A 20,114-nucleotide genomic window follows, 5' to 3' on the forward strand; every position below is an offset into this window, starting at 1 on the left:
GCGATGATCGCGTGGATCGTCGATTTCTCCGTTCGGCGGCGCTGGCTCGTTGTGCTGGTGACGCTCGCGGCCGCCGCCTCCGGTTTCTGGTCGCTGACCCGGTTGCCGATCGACGCCGTTCCCGACGTGACCAACGTTCAGGTCCAGATCAATGCGATCGCGCCGGCCCTGACACCGGTCGAGATCGAGAAGCAGGTCACCGTGGCCCTGGAGACGGCTCTTGCCGGGACACCCGGGCTCGACTCCACGCGATCCTTCTCGCGCAATGGCTTTGCGCAGATCACCGCGGTATTCGCGGATCGCACCGACATCTATTTCGCCCGCCAGCAGGTTGCCGAACGTATCAACGAGGCTAAGGCCAACCTGCCGCCCCATGTGGATGTGAAGATGGGACCGATCTCCACGGGCCTTGGCGAGATCTATTGGTGGGCGGTTGAATATGAAAAAGCCGGCGCAACCGCACCTGTGCAGGACGGCAAGCCGGGTTGGCAGACCGACGGCAGCTATCTCACGCCCGAGGGCGAACGGCTGACGGATGATTTTCGGCGGACGGTTTATCTCAGGACGGTGCAGGACTGGATTATCCGTCCGCAGATGCGGACTGTTCCTGGCGTCGCAGGGGCGGACGCGATCGGTGGGTACGTAAAGCAGTTCCAGGTGCAGCCCGATCCAGGCCGGCTTGCAGCCTATGGCCTGTCGTTCGCCCAGGTGATCGCCGCCATCGAAGCCAACAATGTCAGCCGCGGCGCCAATTTCATCGAGCAGAATGGCGAAGGCGTTGTGGTCCGCGCCAGTGGGCGGGTGGAGGATATCGACGATATCGGCAAGATCGTCGTGACGACGCGGGGCGGCGTGCCGGTTCGCCTGTCAGATATCGCCGACGTCGCGATCGGGAAGGAACTCCGCACGGGCAGCGCCAGCGTCGACGGCCGCGAGGTGGTGCTCGGCACTGCGCTGATGCTGGTCGGCGGCAACAGCCGCACGGTGGCCGCCGCTGCCGACCGCAAGATCAAGGAAATCAGCCGGGCGCTGCCGCCGGGCATCCAGGCGCGAACGGTGCTGAACCGCACGCAGCTCGTCGACGCGACGATCACGACGGTTGCGACCAATCTGGCCGAAGGCGCGCTGCTCGTGATCGCGGTGCTGTTCTTGATGCTCGGCAATTTCCGCGCGGCGCTGATCACGGCTTGCGTCATTCCCCTCGCAATGCTCTTGACCGCGACCGGCATGCTGCAGGGGCGGCTCAGCGCCAATCTCATGAGCCTCGGCGCGCTCGATTTCGGGCTGATCGTCGACGGCGCCGTGATCATCACAGAGAACAGCCTGCGCCATCTGGCGGAACGGCAGCGCGAACTCGGACGAAGCCTGTCGCTGCATGAGCGCCTCGAAACCGTAACCGCATCGGCCACCGAAATGATCCGGCCGACGGTTTACGGCCAGCTCATCATCATCCTGGTTTACGTTCCGCTGCTCACGTTCACCGGCGTCGAAGGCAAGACGTTCGAGCCGATGGCGCTCACCGTCATGATAGCGCTCGCCGCCGCGTTCGTCCTGTCGCTGACCTTCGTGCCGGCGACGGTTGCGATCGCAATGTCAAAGCCGGTACGCGAACAGGAAAATGCCATCATCCGCAGCCTGAAGTCCGTCTATGCGCCGCTGCTCTCCCGCGCCACTGCCTCACCACTGCCGGTGATGGGCATCGCTGTGCTCCTGATCATCGGCGCAGCAGCGCTGTTCACAAGGCTCGGGCAGGAATTCACGCCGACGCTGGATGAAAAGAACATTGTGATGGAGGTCAAGCGCATTCCCAGCACCTCGCTGGCGCAGGCGCAGGCGATGCAGCTCCTGATCGAGCAATCCGTTAGCAAGTTTCCGCAGGTCGCCTTCGTGTTTTCGCGAACCGGCACGCCCGACCTTGCCGCGGACCCGATGCCGCCAAGCTCCTCCGACACCTACATCATCGTCAAGCCGCAGAGCGAGTGGCCGGACCCGTCGATGTCCAAGGACGATCTCATCAAGGAGATCGAAGTCGAGGCGAGCAAACTACCCGGCAACAAGCTCGGCTTCTCGCAACCGATCGAGATGCGCTTCAACGAGCTGATCGCCGGCGTGCGAGAGGATCTGGCGGTCAAGGTCTTTGGTGAGGATTTTGCCGAGATGCAACGCACGGCGGAGGACATCGCTAACGTACTGCGCCGCATCGAGGGTGCGCAAAACGTGAAGGTCGAGGAGACGACCGGCCTGCCGTTCCTCGAAATCAAAATTGACAAGACAGAGATCGCGCGCCGCGGGCTCAACCTCGTCACCATTCAAGACCTGATCGAAACGGCGATAGGTGGGCGCGTCGCCGGCCTCGTGTTCGAGGGAGACCGCCGCTTCCAGATCGTGGTCCGCCTGAACGATGTTTTGCGCTCCGACGTCTCCGCGCTTGAGAACCTGCCGGTGCCGCTGCCGCATGCCAATCCCGACGCGCCTGCCGCGTCCATTCCGCTGCGCACGCTTGCCGCGTTCGAGCAGACGGATGGCGCCAATCAGATCAGCCGGGAGAACGGCAAGCGGCGGGTGGTCGCGACTGCCGAGGTGCGCGGGCGGGATATCGGGTCCGTTGTTGCCGAGGCGCAGGCCAAGGTCGCCGAGCAGGTGAAGCTCGCTCCCGGCAGCTATCTGACCTGGGGCGGCCAGTTCGAGAATTTCTCCGTCGCCCGCCAGCGGCTGCTATTCGTCGTGCCGGGCTGTTTTGCCCTGATCTTCCTGCTCCTGCTCGGGGCACTGGGATCGGCGCGGGATGCGCTGCTCGTCTTCAGTGCCGTCCCTCTGGCTTTGACCGGCGGCATTATCACGCTCTGGTTGCGCGGCATGCCATTCTCGATCTCGGCCGCTGTCGGCTTCATTGCGCTGTCCGGCGTGGCCGTGCTGAACGGGCTCGTGATGCTGAGCCAGATCCGCAAGCTGATCGACGATGGCCTGGACACGCATGATGCAATCAAAGAGGGGGCGCTGACCCGCTTCAGGCCGGTGGTCATGACAGCGCTGGTCGCCTCGCTTGGATTTGTACCGATGGCGCTGGCGACCGGCACCGGCGCGGAAGTTCAGCGACCGCTCGCCACCGTCGTCATCGGAGGGCTGCTTACGGCGACGGTGCTGACGCTGCTCGTTCTGCCGGCGCTCTACGCCTATTTCGCGCCGCGGCGGTCGCAGCCGGAAAGCGAACAATACTTCGTTTCGAAACGCGCCGCGGAATAGATTTGAATCTGGCATGCTGCCAGTTCTCGCCAACCGCACCTATCGCCACCTGTTCGCCGCCCAGGTCATCGCGCTGGTCGGCACCCGCCTGATGACCGTCGCGCTCGGCTTGCTGGCGTTCAAGATCGCCGGCGACAAGGCGGGCGCGTGCTGGGCACGGCGCTTGCGATCAAGATGGTCGCCTATGTCGGCATTGCATCGGTCGCGGGAAGCCAGGTCGGCTACGTGCCGCGCCGGCCCTGACGTACGCCTACAATTTCTCGTCAATTGGATTTCGAGAACCGTAAAAGTAAATTTAGTTGAGAAGATCACGCTGAATTGCAATGTTTGATCTTCAAGTCGGGGCCTGCAGACCCCCGGCGTTCCAAGACGGCTCTCCGTCCAAGCTCTGCTCACTGCTCGAAGTCGTGTGACCTCGTGCGCTGGGCGTTTGGACCAAAACATGAGCTGCATTTCTTCAAAATGTCCCAGTAGCAGCTGCCGTCCCGGCGCGTTGGGTCGCTCGGACGCGGCAGATCCGGCTGAGGCGGCACGATGAACTTGGTGTCATTGGCGTTGCGACGCCCGATTTCGCTTTTGACGATGATCGTAGCCGTCGCCTTGATCGGTGTTCTGGCGCTTGATCGCATGTCTCGCGACATTTTTCCCGATCTCGGCGTGCCCGTCCTGTATGTGGCTCAGCCATACGGGGGGATGGATCCGGCACAGATGGAAGGGTTCATCGTCAACTACTATGAGTACCACTTCCTCTACATCACCGGCATCGAGCATGTCGAAAGCAGATCGATCCAAGGCGTAGGGCTGATCAAGCTCGAATTTCATCCCGGCACCGACATGGCGCAGGCCACGGCGGAGACGGTGGGCTACGTCGACCGCGCCCGTGCTTTCATGCCCGCCGGAACCGTGCCGCCTTTCGTGATGCGGTTCGATGCTGGAAGTGTTCCTGATGGCGATCTCGTCTTCACCAGCAAGACGAAAACAGTCGCCGAACTTCAGGATGCGGCGCTCTTCAAGGTACGCCCGCCATCACCGGTTCAAGGTCGTGAAAGCTGTGCGCCACGTCCTTGTGGGTCAGGATCAGGCGAACAATGTTGACAAAGGTACTTCGCGGGAAGCCGTAGACGATCGGGTCTGCCATCTGTTTCTCCCTTGGTGAAATCGCTTACCGCCAGAACGGTTTGGCTGCTTCCTCCAGGGCCTGCTCGCGGGTCAGGCCGATGTCTGCGAGTAGGTGTTTGTCGTCGGCAAGCTCGCGAAGCGCCCCGCGCAGCCTGCGCCGGGCCGCCCAAGCTGACCATCCGCGCCATCCAATAGCCGGGCCCGGTCCGGAATCGGATTGATGAAGTCGGGTCGGAGGGTCGTCCGCCGGAATGAATGGAAACGAGAAGGGATTAGTGAAGGTCGACATCGACAAGCTCCAAATCTCATGAAATGCTACGTTGGAGCTTTCCAATAGTGTCAGCGGGGGGGCCGCAAAGCATCGTTTCTCTTGCCTGCCCTAGTTTTTCTCATGAAGTCGTACGATGCGCCCGTGCCTGCCGCCATTGAATGCCCTGAAAGCCTTCGAGGGCGCGGCGCGGCATGAGAGCTTTACGCGGGCGGCCGAAGAGCTTTGCGTCACGCAGGGAGCGGTGAGCCACCAGGTGAAGGCGCTCGAAGCTGAACTCGCCGTCAAGCTGTTCAATCGAGAACGTCAGCGCCTCATCATCACGGAAGCGGGCAAGGACTACCTCACCGTCGTGCGCGACGCGCTGGACCGCATCGCGATCGGCACTGAGGGGCTCCTGCAGCGTCAGAACGCCGGCGTCTTGACCGTCAGCACGTCGCCGGATTTCGCCGCAAAGTGGGTGGTGCATCGGCTCGGCCACTTTGCCGAAGCACATTCGGGCATTGACTTGCGGGTTTCCGCGACGCTGCATCATGTCGACTTCGCGCGGGAGGAGGTCGATCTCGCCGTGCGTCACGGCGACGGTAACTGGCCGGGACTCGACACCGTCCGCTTGAGCGGTGAGCAGCTCTTTGCCGTGTGCAGCCCCAAACTCATGTCTGGACGGCGCCGGCTCAACAAGCCCGCCGACATCCTCAACTTTCCATTGCTGCACCTGGATAGCCGGGCCGATTGGACAAATTGGCTTTAGGCCGCGGGGCTCGACGGTGCCGACGTCATGCATGGCCCAGTTTTGAACCGCGCGAGCATGGTGATCGACGCCGCGATCAACGGCCAAGGCGTCGCGCTCGCGCGTACGATGCTGGCGGCCTGGGACCTTATCAACGGTCGCCTGGTGCGGCCGTTTCCGGAATCGCTTCGCCTTTCGAAGACCTACTGGATCATTTGCCCCAAGGCCACCGCAACACTGCCGAAGATCGTGACCTTCCGTGACTGGCTGCTTGCGGAAGCCTCAAGCGATCTGCGGCAGCTCAAGAAGCTCGGCTGGTCGTTGCGGCCTATGAAAGAGAAGGGCGTCTGATCTGGGACACGCCTAGAACTGTCCCAAGCGCGGGTTCGACGATCGGTGTGTGTACCGAAAACCTAATCCGAGTTGATGACCTGATGGAATCGCCTAAGCTGGCGGAATGATTGGGCTGCTCTGTTTCGTTCTGGCCGTCCTGGCCTCGCCCTTCAAGTCGAAGTTGCGGCTTGAAGCCGAGAACGCGGTGCTTCGACATCAGTTGATTGTCTTGAGGCGCAGGCCTCGTGGTCGCGTCCGGCTCACGAACCATGATCGCTGGTTCTTGATCCAGCTGTATCGCTGGTTTCCATCAATCCTGAAGGTTCTCACAATCATCCGGCCCGAGACGCTCGTGCGTTGGCACAGGGCCGGCTTTCGCTGCTACTGGCGTTGGAAGTCGCGCCCACAGGGAGGGCGACCGCAGATCGACACGGAACTGCGCGCCTTGATCCGGCGGATGAGCGTCGAAAATCCGCTTTGGGGCGCGCCGCGCATCCACGGCGAACTGCTCAAGCTCGGGTTTGAAGTCGCGCAGTCGAGCGTCGCCAAGTACATGGTCAAACGACGGGGGCCACCCAGCCAGGGATGGCGAACCTTCTTGCGCAACCACGCGCCGGACATTGCCGCCATGGATCTGTTCGTTGTTCCAACTATCGGTTTCGACCTGCTCTATGCGTTCGTCATCGTCCGGCTCGACCGTAGAGATATCGTCTGGACCAACGTCACAGCAAATCCGACCGCAGAATGGGTTGCGCATCAGATAACGGAGGCATTTCCCTGGGACGGGGCTCCCGGTTACATGATCCGGGACCGTGATCGCATCTACGGTGCGGTCGTCACACGCCGACTGCGTGCCATGGGCATCCGGGACAAGCCTATTGCACCGGCCTCACCCTGGCAGAATGGCTTTGCCGAACGGCTGATCGGGTCGATCCGGCGTGAATGTGTGGACCACATCATTGTCCTGGGCGAGGCACATCTGCGCCGGATTCTGAAATCTTACGCTCGCTACTATAATGAGACGCGGACGCACTTGGCCTTGGATAAGGATGCGCCGGTTTCTCGCCCGGTTCAGCGAACCGGTGTGGTCAGGTCACTTGCCGTCCTAGGCGGACTTCATCACCACTACGCCCGAGCTTAAGTTTTCGGTACACACAGGGATTTCTCGCGCGTCTACCGTCGCGCTTTTGGTGAGCTGCCTTCGCAAACGCGCGCACGGGCCAAGCAATGCAAACAATTTGACTTGTCGACGCCCCCCTGTCCAGAGGAAGGCAAACTGACGCTGGTCTCGCCGTCGTCTCCCGTCCTTTTCAAGACAGCATAGTCGGTCTTTTTGCGGATAGCGTGTATGTCCATTATTGGCCCATCAGCGAAGTGGCAAGCGAGCCTGAGCACGTCCGATCATCGGAGTAGACCGGAAGTGAACGGCGGCGTCCCAGAGCGACGCTTTTGACCCACAACGGACTTGGAGGCCGAGGCAAAAACCTCTGCTGGCGAGGCTGACGGGAAGCTATTTCAACCACAGCTTGAGGGGAACGGCCTGTCGATCGGGGCAGTCCATCGTGCCTGTATAAGAGTCTGACAACCGTCCGCTGTAGGTGCATTCGACGCCGGCAACCGAGAATGTCGCATTCAATTGGGATGATGAGGCCGATACCTGAAAACGCATTTCACCCGTCTTCTCCTCGGGGCCATCCTGAGTGCACAGACCAATATGCCTCATCATCAATGGCCCGAAGTATTCCTTTTTTTGGCCGGACATCTGTTCCGTCACGGTGGCGGTCAACTCCCACTCGCCAAGATACCCGGAATACCCGATGACCTGAAGCGACTGGGCGCCGGCCGGGGTCGCAAGGATACCCAGCGCAATCGGCAGGAAGAATGCTCTCACGACTTGCTCCCGTGCTCTCGCCGCGCGCGCCTCAGTGCTTCTGCAGGAACGCGCGCGCGTCTGCAACCTCGGTCCGGGTCTTGTCGGCGCCATCGGCGATCGCGACGACCTTGCCGTAATATTCCCGGGCCTTGGTGGCATCGTCGGACTTTTCGGCGGCCATTGCTGCGCCCGCATAGGCGCCGAGCCGGTTTGGTTCCTTCTTTAGCGTCGCTTCAAAGGCGGTGAGCGCCTCCTTGGCATTGCCGTTCTCAAGCAGCATGACGCCATAGAGTTCGCGGGCCGGCTTGGGCACGCCTGGCGTCACCGGATGCTTCTCGGTCTTGTCCTCGGCATCGGCGGCTGCACTCATGGCGCTTAGTGCGTCATCGCGCTTGCCTTCGGCATAGAGCAGCCAGGCGGCTGCGACTTGCTGCTGAATATCGACTTGCTCCGACCAATAGGCGTCCTTGGCGTCTCGCAGCTTATCCCGCAGCTCAGCGAGCTTGGCGATGTCGGCCTTGGCGGCTTCCGGATTGCCGGAGCGGGCTGCGCCGAGGGCACGAGCAAAATAAGTTATCGCCTGCACTTGGGCCAGCGGGCTGGGGCGAACCTGAAGCTCCGCGGCAGCCTTCCAGTCGCCGCGTTCCACGGCGTAGCGGGCCGGCGAAACAGCCAGTGCATACGGCCCGGGCAAGAACGTCTCGGTGAAGCCGGTGATCGTCATCATCTCGTCGATCACGGCCTTGGCTTTCTCGTCCTGTCCGAGTTGCAGATCGGCATAAACGAGGTAGTCCATTGCATGCAACCGGTCGTGGAGATCCTTGGATTCCTTTGCGACACGCGCTGCTTCGACGTTCGACGCGATCGATTCAGTCCAATAGCCGACTCGCGTGAAAATGTGCGACGGCATGTGCTGGGCATGCGCTGCTGCTGGAGCGATCTTGGCGTAGCGCCGCGCGGCATCGAGGCCTTTCTCGGCAAGCGGCGGATAGTCGTAGAGGTGGATGAGGTAATGGGACACGCCGGGATGCTGCGGCTGGCGTATTGCGATCGGCTCCAGGATGGCAGCGCCCTTGAGCTGGCTGGCGTAGGTCTTATCGGCCGGCGACGCCGAAGTATTCAGCGCGAGCGCATAGTGGATCTGCGCCTCATCGTCGTTTGGATAGCGCTGGGCCAGTTGTTCCATGGCCTTCGCATAGGCTTGTATGCGGGTGCGATGATCGACCTTCTCGTAGTCGGCGTACATGACCGCGAGCCCGTCTAGATAATCGAGCTCGCGTTGAGACTTGGCACCGACGCTCTTTCCCTTCGCGATCGCGGCAGCGCCTTCGGCGAGGTTCTTTGCGGGTGTCGCGACGTGCGGATTCAACAGCAAACTTAGGGCGATGCCCCAGTAGGCGATGCCGCACTCCGGATCGGCCTTCAGCACATCCCCAAACACCTGTTGCGACGCGCGATACCAGAACGAGTGCTGGTACAGCATCGCGTTGTCGAAGAGTTTCTGAGCCTCCGGTTTGCATGATGTTTCGAAATGCACAGTGCCAAGCTTATTGCCTTCCGATTGTCCCAGCGCCGGTTGTACGAACGAAAGTCCCGCCGCGGCCGCAGCAGCAATTGCGAATGGCGTTTTCATGATGATATAGCTCCGGGTCTGGATCGAATTTCCCCCGAGCGTTGCGCAGCTTAGACCCGATTTCTTGAGACCGCCTATGCATTTCCCCTTCTTTCTTGAGACAGGCTATGCATTTTCCCTTCGGCATTGACCGTTACAGGTCTTGTTACATCCCGTTCCAGTAGTCGCGGCTTTTCGGCGCGATCGAAAGAGATGGCGACTACGGCAGCAGCGCTGTCTTGAAGTCGCCTCGCGATCAGCCATGTTAGCTTAGTCGATGAGACGCGTAGGACTTATCGACATCATGGTAGGCAACGCGACGCGCCTCGGCGCATCGCAACGTTCCACCACGGGACGCTGCGCGTCGCACCACATCGCTACGCAACGCGCGAGCCGCCGGGGAATCCCGGCGGCTCGCGCGCGTTTAGCGCGGACGGTTCGCATGACATCGCGGCAAAGGGCCTCCGAGCCATGACGAGGAACAATGCCGATGACAAAATGCAGCTCGTGATGACGGATAAACGATTCAAGCAAGGCGCGCTCGAGCTAGGGACGGCGATGGCGTTTGAGGGCGACGCCGTACAGAGGGCTGCCAACGAGAGTGAATTCGCTCTGCGCAAGGATGACGATAATGCCGAAGGCGCGAGTTCTAGACGCGATCATCCAATACGCATGCAATGACCTCGTATGACCGCTCCTGGCCCATCAGCGAATTGGCGGCGCGCCTCATTGAGGTCCGTTCAATGGGGCATAGCGGACTGAATCTGCTCACGTTGAGTTCTTCGCATTTTGACCCGAAGCGGTCGTCACGCGGCTGCGCGGCGCGCTGCTCGAAGGTCAATGGTCCGCCCGCGTGGCGCTGGCGAACGTCCCCACGCCCGTCAGCGCGGTAAATGGTTGCCAGCCCTGAAGGCTGCGAAGTACGGTGGCGGAACAGGCTCATCTAGAAATGAAGCGGGACGGGAGAAAACGCATCATGAATTTAAGCACTGCTCTTTGCGCCACGTGCCTGTTTGGCCTCGTCGGCAGCAGCTCGGCGATGGCCGGAACCAACGACATCCTGATCGGCCTTGACAGCAAGATCACCTATGGTCCCGAAGGCCAGACGAATGGTGCCCCGGGTAGCGATGCCGTGCTGGTTGTGGACATTTCCAACCCCGCCAAACCCAAGGTTCGCGCAAGCCTGCCGCTGGCGAACTCTCTGCTGGGCCCGCCCACGAACCTGCAGATCACACCAAACGGCAAGCTGGGCCTGGTCGCCAATTCCGTGGTTCACGTCCAGGAGGGGAGCTCCTGGAAAACAGTCCCGGATGACAAACTGTACGTGATTGACCTCACTGCGGATCCGCCGAAGTTGATCGACACGGTTGCCGTCGGGCGGCAGCCATCCGGTCTCTCGATCTCCAAGAAAGGCGACCTCGCGTTGATCGCCAACCGAGACGGCAAGAGTGTCTCTGTTGTCTCGATACAGGGTTCAACAGTCAAGGCCGTCGGCGAGGTACCGGTGGAGCAGCAGGCTGCGGCCGTTGTCATCGCACCCGACGGCAAGCGCGCCTTTGTCTGCCTGAACCTCGTGCACAAAATCGGCGTGTTGGCGATCGATGGACAAAGCGTGACCTACGACAAGTCGATGGACATTCCATCGGCATTCAATCCCTACAACATCGACATCACGCCAGACGGCAAATACGTCATCGCATCGAACACCGGCGCACAGAAGAACAACGCCGATGCCGCGGTGATTATCGAAGCGACTGGTCCACATCCCCACGTGGTCGACGTGATGACTCCCGGTACCGGACCGGAAGGCTTCGCTATCGCGCCCAATGGGAAGACCGCAGCCACCCCGCTGCTGCTTGGCAGCTCGGCCAAGGACAGCGACTGGTTCAAGACCAGAGCCGGCGAACTCGTTTTGATGTCGATCGGCACCGACGGTAAGCTGACGGTGACCGCGCGTGCGCCGCTCGGCGGCCTGCCGGAGGGTGTCGCTTACAGTCCGAACAGCGACTACCTGTATGTGGCCAACTATATCGACCAGGACCTGCAGGTGTTTGACCTCGCCGACGGCAAGCTGACCGAGGTAGGACCCAGGCTGAAGCTGCCAGGCCAGCCGGCGTCCATGCGCGCGCCAGCGCGGTAGCGTCTTGCGTCCCCTTTTCGCGGACTTGGTCCGCGGAAAGGGACTTCCGCCCTCACGCCTTCCGGTTCCAATGTACTCTTAAAGGAGCGCCGCGAGCGTGCTTTTGCGTGATTTTGACGACAGCAGCTCGCGGCAGCTTGAGATCAACACCTGATTGCCGACCTCGAAGGGCCCTCCTTCATCTCTCGTACAGTTGCGCACCGTCGTACTCAGACGGCGCTCGTGACACACGACCCTGAACGGACATGGGCCTAGCCAGACATCGGCACAAAATTATGCTATGTAGGCATTCAAGTTCCCCGAGCACGGGGTGATAGGTCAGGACGTACGCCTCATTTCGCGATGTGCCGGCATATTTCCTGGCAGCCCCGGATTGGACCTTGAGCCGACCACACCGAATAAAAATCTGGCGGATCAGAAAATATTCGGAACTCATCAGGCTCGAAGCCGTTATCCTGCCAGAGCAAGTATCTTTGGAAAGGAGAAATCCCCGAAAAAGAGAAAGCTCGAAAGCCCCGTCATTCATTTCGGTGGATGGCGGGGTTTTTAACGCGCCGCAAAAAGGGATGCCGATTTTGCATGGGGAATTTCCGGCCCCTCTGACGGGTCGCTCCCACGACAGCTTTGGCCGTCGTCGGCATCGAGTACCCAGTTCATCGGCTCCGTCGTGATGGCTTCGCGCACTGTCCGCAGGGCGGCGTATGATTTGAGTGCCGAGTAGATGGGGACGTTGCCGTCCCCATCCCTCACAGACCCGGACGTGCAGATTTCCCGCATCCGGTTCGAGAGATTCGCTCGCGGGCGTAGCCATGGAGGATCTTGACTGAAGGCAATGGATGCCGTGCCAGGAGTTCGTTGAAGCGGGCCCATCGGACCACGCCTTGACGATCACGCCGTGACAACCACTTGCGCCAGATACGCACCACTTGATTGGCGAACCAGCGCAAGCGTCGACTGTTGCCGCCGATGCCGTAGTAGGCGAAGTGGCCCCGCATCATAGAGGACAGATGGCGATGCTGGTCGCGAAGGGACCAGTGGCGGTTTTTCCGACACCAGCCACTAACTGCGGCCACTGCGCGGGCAAACCGGCTTTTGGCCCTTACTTGCCGAACCGTGTCCTTACCGTTCCGAGACCGTCCCCAGACATGGGTCAGGCCAAGGAAGTCGAAGGTGGTCCCATCCGTCTCCGGGTGGCGCGCGCTCTGTGATCTCTTTGGGCGGAAGTCGACGAGGCGCGTCTCATCGGGGTGGAGGGTGAGTCCATACCGTGCGAGAAACTTACCCAGGACCGACATCACGCGTTTGGCGTCGACGATGTTGTCGAACGCACCGCGAGCGCGCCTACAAGGGCGGCCGGTGCGAGCACTGGATCAAGGTGAAAAACAGGAAGCGCCCGGCCTACAGTCGCGTCCTGGATCATTTCTGGAGTCATCGAGTTTGATCACCTCGGTCCGCCTTCATGGTCACTCCCTTGCCGTCATGCGCCGGAGGCCAGTAGTTCCTGCGCGAGCGCGGCTTTCTGACTGTCTAGCCTGTCGCTGACACGTTTAAAGTTCTCGACGACGAATGTGTCTTCGATGATTTGATCTTTCGTGGAAGTAAGGTGCCGGTACATATCCTGCAAAACAGGATTCAGCTTCTCGTCCTTCCATTCGGCAATCTTGTAGGCGGCGTCGAGATCGTCGGCGTGGTTCTATCCGGTTTGGTTCGGTCGATAAAAACTATGTAGCAGATACTTTCGTTCCTGACTCTACAGTGGACATGGATCTTCCAATTCATCCCACGGATGATCCGCGACGCGATCTATGGCTTGGTCGCGCGCAACCGCTATGGCTGGTTCGGCCGTCGTGACGCTTGCATCCTGCCGAATTCGGATCGTTCGTGGCCATCGTGAACCGCCCCGAAACTGCGGGACGATAGCGCCTGGCGCTGGTTGGCTGCGGCCGGCATGACGAAGGAAGCAGCGTTACTGCAATTCAACTCAGTCCGTATCACGGTAAGCACAATCTGCCGGGTCAGCTTCGTGTGCGCCCAAGCTTGGATCGAAGCGGAATAGCGTAGAGCAATAGGGGCAGACGATCTCACTGGCATCGCCCATCTTGAGGTAGATGTGCGGGTGATCTTGCGGCGGTATATCCCCAATGCACTTGAACTCGCGGCAACCAATGCGCACGATCGGCACCCCGACTTCATTATGAAACGTCGGATAACTTTCCATCTACAGCGCGCGGCTTAGGCGCCCGGTCGACGATGCAAAGTGCCGCGCATGGATCGTCGAGCAAGGGCTCGATCAGCACCCGGTGAGCGGCGCCCCTCTCGCGTCGCTCGGTTGCCGTAAAACGCACCCATAGCGACACGTCCATCGTCAGTTTCTCCCACCACGGGAGAGGGTTGGAAGCTAAAGCACCTGCAGTGGCTCCGGGGTCGCTATCGCCGCGACGCGGTGCTTCACTGCGTTCTGCACCTTCGCGAAGGCGCCCACCTCGATCTGGCGCACGCGCTCGCGCGAGACGCCGAATTCCTCGGCCAGCTCCACGAGCGTGATCTGTTCCTCGGCGAGCCGGCGTGTCTCGAAGATGCGCCGCTCGCGCTTGTTGAGCACGATGAGCGCGCTGGACAGCGTCTTGCGGCGGTTATCGAACTCCTCGCTCGCGGCGAGCGTCGTCTCCTGGTCCGTGGATTCGTCCACCAGCCAGTCCTGCCACTCGCCGGAATCGCCGTCCTCGCGGATCGCGGTGTTGAGCGAGGCGTCGCCGCCGAGCCGCCGGTTCATGTAAATCACGTCCGTTTCGGTGACGCCGATCCGCCGGGCGATGATCTTCACCTGGTCCAGCTGCATATCGCCATCGTTGAGGACGGAGATTTTGCTCTGGGCCTTGCGCAGGTTGAAGAACACCTTCTTCTGGTTGGCCGTGGTGCCCATCTTCACCAGCGACCACGACCGCAGGATGTATTCCTGGATCGCCGCCTTGATCCACCACACGGCGTAGGTGGCGAACCGGACGCCCTTCTCCGGCTCGAAGCGCTCGACCGCCTGCATCAGGCCGACATTGCCCTCGGAGATCGCCTCAGAGATCGGCAGGCCGTAGCCGCGATAGTCCCTGGCGATCTTGGTCACGAGCCGCAGATGGCTGGTGACCAGCTTGTGCGCCGCATCGCGATCGCCGTGCTCGCGCCAGCGCTTGGCTAGTAGGTATTCTTCCTGGCGCTCCAACATCGGGAACCGCCGAATTTCCTCAAGATAATGGGTGAGGCCGGGTTCGTCCGTAAGGATCGGCAGGGCCGCGTTGCGGGCCATGATTCAAGCCCTCAAACTAGTTTCGAAACAAAATTATCTGCATCCGATCGGTTGTCAAGTTAATTTCGAAACACTATTATATTTCCAAAGAGGCAGTCATGTCATCGCGCGAAACGGCAGAGCTCCTGCTGCAGGTGGGACGGTTCGTACAAGCTGAGGGCTATGACGGTGAACTCAGTCCGGCCCAATGGATGGCGCTCCGCTTCTTCGCCCGTGCCAACCCGTTCTCGCGGACCCCGTCGGTATTCGCGGAATTTCAAGCGACAACCCGCGGCACTGCAACACAAGCCATTAAGGCGCTTGAAGCGGGTGGGTACTTGGTCCGACAGCCATTCAAGACGGACGGGCGAAGCGTAAGTCTGCGACTGACGAGCAAGGGCAAAAAAGCGCTTGCACGCGATCCGTTCGAAGTTCTGGTGCGCGCCGTGGATTCGCTCGACGCGACAGAGCGAACTGCGATGCGTCGCGCCCTGCACCAAGTGCTGTCCACTCTAGCTACGGGTGGTGCGCATCGGCGGTTCGGTGTTTGCCCGGACTGCACGCACTTCGGCAGAGAGATGTGCGGCAACCTGCCTAGCACGGGCCCCTCGGCCGTTGAATGCCTGCTCCTCGGTGTTCCGATTCAGCCAGAGGATGTAGGTCTTCTGTGCGTCCATTTTCAACCCATGAACGAGCACCGCGAGGACGGATACCATGAATGAGTTCACTGCTGCGATCTGCTGAAAGGACGCTTAATTGACCTTCGTCGTCAACGAGAGCTGTATTCGCTGCAAAATCATGGACTGCGTCGAAGTGTGCCCCGTGGACTGCTTCTACGAGGGCGAGAACATGCTCGTCATCCACCCGGACGAATGCATCGACTGCGGGGTCTGCGTGCCGGAATGCCCGGTCGACGCGATCAAGCCTGACACCGAGCCGGGGCTAGAGAAATGGCTGTCGCTGAATGCGGAATACGCGAAAATCTGGCCAAATATTATGGTCAAAAAAGCGCCCCCGCCCGACTCTAAGGAATGGGAGGGGAAGCCGGACAAACTCCAATACTTCTCGCCAAATCCCGGCGCGGGTGATTGAGGCGGACAGCGCCCGCGCCGCAACATTCACCTTCGCAGTTTGCCAGCCTTGGTCCGAATACCTGCGAATTAAATCGCGTTTGAGATCCCTCAGGCGCATACTTAGACAACCACCGCTCCGCCTCCTAGGCATTACTACCGGTGACAGAGAGTGCGCTCCCCCTGTTCGAGGGAAGCATCATGCCCCAATCTCAACGCCTCTCGTCCGTCATTCCATTCGCTGCAATTGAGCGTCCCGCCTGCCCGAAGTGCAAGGCCCGGATGATGCTCGTTAGCATCGAGCCATAGCACGCGCCCGGGGCGTCGACTTGCGCTGTTTGCAATCAGGTACTTACGACCTTTGCCGCGTTTGAAGACCCCATGAAGTCCAAGGGCCTTGGCCGCTGGCTTCTAGGCGATTTGCACCCACCGAAGTAAGGCCCGCCGGCGTGAACTGGCGGGTCAGGCGGCGTGGGACTAACTCGCGCCCTGGTTGTCAGATCTCCTCGGTCTCAGCCTCCGGCTCGCTGCGGTAGGCGTCTCGGAGCCCCAGGCGATTGAGGGGGACCGTCCGGGCTAAACGCACGCAAGCCGCCGGGCTTCCCCAGCGGCTCAAGCGTTGCGTAGCGATGGGTTGCGACGCGCAGCGTCGCGTGGTGGAACGTGCGATGCGCCGAGGCGCGTCGCGTTACCTACCGTGATGTCGATAAGTCCTACGCGTCTCATCGACGCCCCCAACATGGTGCCGTCGCGAGGCGACTTCAAGACAGCGCGGCTGCCATAAAACGTGCGCCATCTGTTTGTGATGCCATCTCCTTATGATCGTGCCTAAGAAGGCCACAGCTGCCGTAACGAGATGTAGCAAATCCATGGAATATAATAGACACGCGCGTCGTTTTTCGATTGCGATGCCTGCCTCGTCCGAGCCGGTCATCCTCATCAGCGCCGACCTATTCAAGGAGTGAAGAGCTTTCGCGGGCATTGAGTACGCCACTATCCTCGAACGAAGGAGAACAACCCGTTTGTCGCAGTCGCCTCATCGACAACAGAAAAATCGAAATCTTCAAAGCCCCGGCATTGTCCGGGGCTTTTGCTTATAGCCATCTCAGTGGCGCTCTCCTCGTCGCAAGAAATGCAAGCCCGATGTCGCCTATTGGCCGATATTGTTGCAAAAGTCTTTTTGAGGGGGCGAACGAAAATTCTTAGAGCCGCCGATGCGTTTTACGCGAGGCGACGTGAGGGACCATATCGTTTCATCCCAAATTGATCACGGACCTCCGTAATGGCGTTGAAAGGCGACGCGGCAGCAGAGAAGTCCAACGATCAGCTTTTGCGAGAGTTTTAGGGTTGTTCGATTTCCGACTTTTGCAACAATATCGGCCCTTTTCGGACCTCCGCTTTAGTCCTCCAAATGTCTGCTATTGGGGCAAACTGAGAAATGATTTTTGGGCGGCCAGCCCTTCGGGCGGTCACGCTCTAGTCTCGGGCATAGATCCGCGACCGGAGCCACCGCTTGCCGGTGTCTCCGCCCATTCGGGTAACGATCGTTGCCGCATCATGCGGCTATCGTTCCGCGATCCACCGCTGCCTGGCCCGCGCTTCTGTCCGGAGTCAGCCCTGCGGCATGCTCCATGATGGGGTCCGGCGAGTTGGGTCGTCCAAGCTCACAGCGCGTGCTTGAGCACAGCACAGGGATCGAAACGGACTGACCCTCCCCACGTCCTCGGCAGAGCAGATCGTTACGCCGGGACGCTCCTTATGTGGGTTGGGTCACAGGCGGCTTTCCGAAGCGGAAGTCCGTTTCCTCGACCCACATCCGATGCATGATAATCGCGAGTTTGCGGGCAACTGCCACGCACGCTTTTCTGGACCCGATACGTTTGGCGAGCTTGACGCCCCAGGCCCGAAGTGTCGACCACTTTTTGGAAATCCGCATGTGCGAGTTCGCGGCTTCATAGAGCGCATGCCGCATCAGCTTGTCACCGCATTTGCTGATATTGCCTGATCGATCAATCTCGCCTGACTGATAAACGCGAGGGGTCAATCCCAGATGCGCCGCCACGGCCCTGGAATCCTTGAACCGCCCTGGATCGTCAATCGTCGCCTTGAACGATAAGCTCACGAGCGGTCCAACGCCGGATACGGTCATCAACCGCTTGCAAACATCATCCTTGCGAGCCATTTGCGAAAGCTGCCGATCCATGAGGGCTTTGTGCTTACGCATCATGTTGCGCGCTTCGAGCAGTGGCTCGATGGCCATCCGCAAGTCAGGCGCATCCGCGAGCAGAGTTTCGACCCTCACCGCAAAACGGCTTCGGTGCACTGCACCAAGCTTTAACCCATGCACCTTCATCAATCCCCGGATTGTGTCTTCGATCGCCAGCATGTGATCGACGAACTTCTTGCGCGAGTGACGCTTTGCTCTTCACGTGCACCGATGGATATTGTCCGAGGCGCATCATCTCAGCGATGCCGCGCGCATCGCTGCGGTCGGTCTTGTTGGGACGAGAGGACAAGAAGCGCTGTGCATGCCGGGTCTCAATGCAAACGATCTGAAACCCACTCTCAACCAATGCGCCGTAAAGCCATTCGGAAAGCGGACAAGCCTCGATCCCGATGAGAGCGATTTTGTCGCGCCAAGGCGAAAGCACCTTTACCAACGGAACTGGCTCGCTTTCGGCTTTGCCTTCCCATACCGACGAGCCATCCGCCTCGACGACGCAGATTGATGTCATTCTTAGTGAAACATCCAGTCCGACATACAGGGTCATCGCTTGTCTCCTTTGCTGAGCCGAATCAACCCCGGCACAAGATTAGCGAGTGGCCGGGATCGGATTACCCCAGCTCGCGCAAGGGCTGCGGAGCTCCTCGCCGGGGGCACTCGGGAAAGGGGCCCGCCGTCATGAAGTATGCCGGCGTCGCTATCACTGCCCCGTTCCCGGGTGCCCTCTTAACCGGTCTTCTCTAACCGGGGTTGGAGCGTCAAGTAGCAAATCGAGTCTTATTGCCGCATGGTCACTGTGCCTTCCGAACCTCCCGTGGCGTCAAGCTATCCGGCGATCGCGCTTCTCTTCGAGGTCGGGATCTCCGCCTCATGATGATGTTCGTGAAGAAGTGGCGGGACCATCTCGGGAGCGCAGTCGCGATCAGCTCGCGCTGCAGACCGGTTATCACCCTCGCCATTCCTCGTCCTGCCGGACTCCTTGACAGCCTTTCGGCCGTGTTCTGTTGATCAGTGCGTTCAGGTATCAAGCGGCCGCTGCGCCCTCCGATCTTTCCCACCGGAAGTCGGTGCCGTCGCACCACATACGGTGCAGGATGATGGATATCTTGCGGGCCACCGCGACCAGCGCATTTTTCATGGAACTGCGTTTAGCGATGCGGATGCCCCATGCCTTTAATGAGCACCACCGTCTGGTGTTGACCATCAAAGAGTGAGCGGCTTCAAAGAGGTGCTCTCGAGCAAAGGCATCGCCGCACCGGGTGATGCGCCCGTTGTAGTCGATTTCTCCGGACGCGTATTTGCCTGGGGTCAGTCCAAGATGGACGCCAACATGCCGTGATTTACGGAAGCGGCCTGGGTCATCGATGGTTGTCTTGAATGCCAAAGCTGTCAGGGGGCCAACGCCAGGAACTGTCATGAACCGGCGGCAAGTAGCATCGCTGCGAACCAGGCGCTCAATTAGGCGCGTCAACACGCGTGCTTGTTCGCCGAGCATGCGCCGGGCTTCGAGCAATGGAATGACGAGGGCTTGTAAATCTCCATCAGCCACGATCAGCTCGCGTACGCGTTCTTCAAACCGGCTTTGGCCGATAAGGCCCATTTTGAATCCGAACGTTCGAAGTGCGGCCCGAATATGATTATTGAGGTCACGTTGCTTGTCGATCAGGCACCGGCGACTGCCCATCAACGCCCGTAGCTTTTGGCTGTCTTCAGATTTGACGTGAACCGCCTTAAACCACCCTGTTCGCATCATTTGCGCAAGTGCACGAGCATCGTTGCGGTCGGTCTTGACAGTTTGAGCTTGCATCACGCTCTTTGCGTGTCGGGTCTCAACACAAACGACGGGTAGCCCACCTTCCGAAAGCCCCTTGTGCAACCAGGACGAACACTGTCCGGCTTCTAGCCCGATGCGTTGCAAAGCGAGGCGGGTATTTCTCAGCCAGGAAATGAGTGCCTCGGGTTCGGTATCCGTCACTCCTTCCCGGACGATATTTCCATCTCGATCAACGATGCAGATCGCTGTGCGCTTGAGAGACACGTCGAGTCCAGCGAAGTAATTCATCAGGATCTCCAGCTCATCTTGTTGGACGAATCGGTCGACGCATTATGCGCCCGGGAGGTCGGTGCCCGGTTACTTCATCTCGTCGCTGCACTCGGTCCCGCGTGCCGCCTTCGGCGTCGCTATGCTCACGCTCCTGCGGGTGCCATTTTGCGTTGAGGCGATG

General features: G+C 60.2%; 14 protein-coding genes and 2 pseudogenes. 9 read left to right on the top strand and 7 right to left on the bottom strand.

Annotated elements, in window-relative coordinates; translation table 11 throughout:
• The first annotated feature begins 3 nt into the window (after positions 1 to 3).
• From ABIB95_RS24350 to ABIB95_RS24370, 5 genes and pseudogenes are all read left to right on the top strand, one after another.
• A complete protein-coding gene (locus ABIB95_RS24350) occupies positions 4 to 3,243 on the top strand; it encodes an efflux RND transporter permease subunit (RefSeq protein WP_354242693.1) in 3,240 nt (1,079 codons plus the stop codon).
• Positions 3,244 to 3,256: 13 nt separating this feature from the next.
• Positions 3,257 to 3,480, top strand: a pseudogene (locus ABIB95_RS24355) (MFS transporter); the annotation flags it as partial.
• Between the two features lie 297 nt (positions 3,481 to 3,777).
• Entirely contained in the window at positions 3,778 to 4,338 is a 561-nt protein-coding gene (locus ABIB95_RS24360; RefSeq protein ID WP_354242696.1) for an efflux RND transporter permease subunit, read from the top strand.
• A 428-nt stretch (positions 4,339 to 4,766) separates the two neighbouring features.
• Positions 4,767 to 5,711 (top strand): annotated as a pseudogene (locus ABIB95_RS24365) (transcriptional regulator GcvA).
• A gap of 106 nt (positions 5,712 to 5,817) precedes the next feature.
• On the top strand, positions 5,818 to 6,834 hold the full coding sequence (locus ABIB95_RS24370) for an integrase core domain-containing protein (protein ID WP_354116317.1): 1,017 nt from the start codon (positions 5,818 to 5,820) through the stop codon (positions 6,832 to 6,834).
• Positions 6,835 to 7,203: 369 nt separating this feature from the next.
• On the opposite strand, the gene ABIB95_RS24375 is transcribed toward ABIB95_RS24370, so the two are convergent.
• Together ABIB95_RS24375 and ABIB95_RS24380 are read right to left on the bottom strand one after the other, a co-directional pair.
• Positions 7,204 to 7,584, bottom strand: a complete 381-nt coding sequence (locus tag ABIB95_RS24375) for a hypothetical protein (RefSeq protein ID WP_247310188.1) — start codon at positions 7,582 to 7,584, stop codon at positions 7,204 to 7,206.
• 31 nt (positions 7,585 to 7,615) lie between these two features.
• Positions 7,616 to 9,199, bottom strand: a complete 1,584-nt coding sequence (locus ABIB95_RS24380) for a tetratricopeptide repeat protein (protein ID WP_247310186.1) — start codon at positions 9,197 to 9,199, stop codon at positions 7,616 to 7,618.
• 477 nt (positions 9,200 to 9,676) lie between these two features.
• Here ABIB95_RS24380 and ABIB95_RS24385 point away from each other — a divergent pair, with 477 nt between their 5' ends.
• Together ABIB95_RS24385 and ABIB95_RS24390 are read left to right on the top strand one after the other, a co-directional pair.
• Complete coding sequence (locus ABIB95_RS24385; protein ID WP_247344725.1) at positions 9,677 to 9,859, top strand: hypothetical protein; 183 nt, start codon at positions 9,677 to 9,679, stop codon at positions 9,857 to 9,859.
• 295 nt (positions 9,860 to 10,154) lie between these two features.
• Complete coding sequence (locus tag ABIB95_RS24390) at positions 10,155 to 11,318, top strand: beta-propeller fold lactonase family protein (protein WP_247310181.1); 1,164 nt, start codon at positions 10,155 to 10,157, stop codon at positions 11,316 to 11,318.
• Positions 11,319 to 13,299: 1,981 nt separating this feature from the next.
• On the opposite strand, the gene ABIB95_RS24400 is transcribed toward ABIB95_RS24390, so the two are convergent.
• The gene (locus tag ABIB95_RS24400) at positions 13,300 to 13,536 is read right to left on the bottom strand and encodes a zinc-finger domain-containing protein (protein ID WP_247310179.1); all 237 of its coding nucleotides are present in this window, start codon (positions 13,534 to 13,536) and stop codon (positions 13,300 to 13,302) included.
• Positions 13,537 to 13,716: 180 nt separating this feature from the next.
• Positions 13,717 to 14,616 carry an RNA polymerase sigma factor RpoH gene (gene rpoH / locus ABIB95_RS24405; protein ID WP_354122411.1) on the bottom strand — a complete coding sequence of 300 codons (900 nt, stop codon included), beginning with the start codon at positions 14,614 to 14,616 and terminating at the stop codon, positions 13,717 to 13,719.
• Between the two features lie 98 nt (positions 14,617 to 14,714).
• On the opposite strand from rpoH, the gene ABIB95_RS24410 reads away from it, so the two are divergent.
• Both ABIB95_RS24410 and fdxA read left to right on the top strand, forming a co-directional pair.
• Positions 14,715 to 15,317 carry a MarR family winged helix-turn-helix transcriptional regulator gene (locus ABIB95_RS24410; RefSeq protein ID WP_247303126.1) on the top strand — a complete coding sequence of 201 codons (603 nt, stop codon included), beginning with the start codon at positions 14,715 to 14,717 and terminating at the stop codon, positions 15,315 to 15,317.
• A gap of 34 nt (positions 15,318 to 15,351) precedes the next feature.
• Entirely contained in the window at positions 15,352 to 15,687 is a 336-nt protein-coding gene (gene fdxA, locus ABIB95_RS24415) for a ferredoxin FdxA (RefSeq protein WP_247315912.1), read from the top strand.
• Positions 15,688 to 17,421: 1,734 nt separating this feature from the next.
• Here fdxA and ABIB95_RS24420 read toward each other — a convergent pair.
• The 3 genes from ABIB95_RS24420 to ABIB95_RS24430 form a co-directional block, all read right to left on the bottom strand.
• A complete protein-coding gene (locus tag ABIB95_RS24420) occupies positions 17,422 to 18,051 on the bottom strand; it encodes an IS110 family RNA-guided transposase (RefSeq protein WP_354242704.1) in 630 nt (209 codons plus the stop codon).
• On the bottom strand, positions 17,933 to 18,436 hold the full coding sequence (locus ABIB95_RS24425; protein ID WP_354242707.1) for an IS110 family transposase: 504 nt from the start codon (positions 18,434 to 18,436) through the stop codon (positions 17,933 to 17,935). The genes ABIB95_RS24420 and ABIB95_RS24425 overlap by 119 nt, the downstream gene beginning before the upstream one ends.
• Before the next feature lie 477 nt (positions 18,437 to 18,913).
• Complete coding sequence (locus tag ABIB95_RS24430; protein WP_231144034.1) at positions 18,914 to 19,951, bottom strand: IS110 family RNA-guided transposase; 1,038 nt, start codon at positions 19,949 to 19,951, stop codon at positions 18,914 to 18,916.
• Positions 19,952 to 20,114: the final 163 nt, after the last annotated feature.

This window comes from Bradyrhizobium sp. LA2.1 (assembly GCF_040547725.1).
Classification (GTDB): Bacteria; Pseudomonadota; Alphaproteobacteria; order Rhizobiales; family Xanthobacteraceae; genus Bradyrhizobium; species Bradyrhizobium barranii.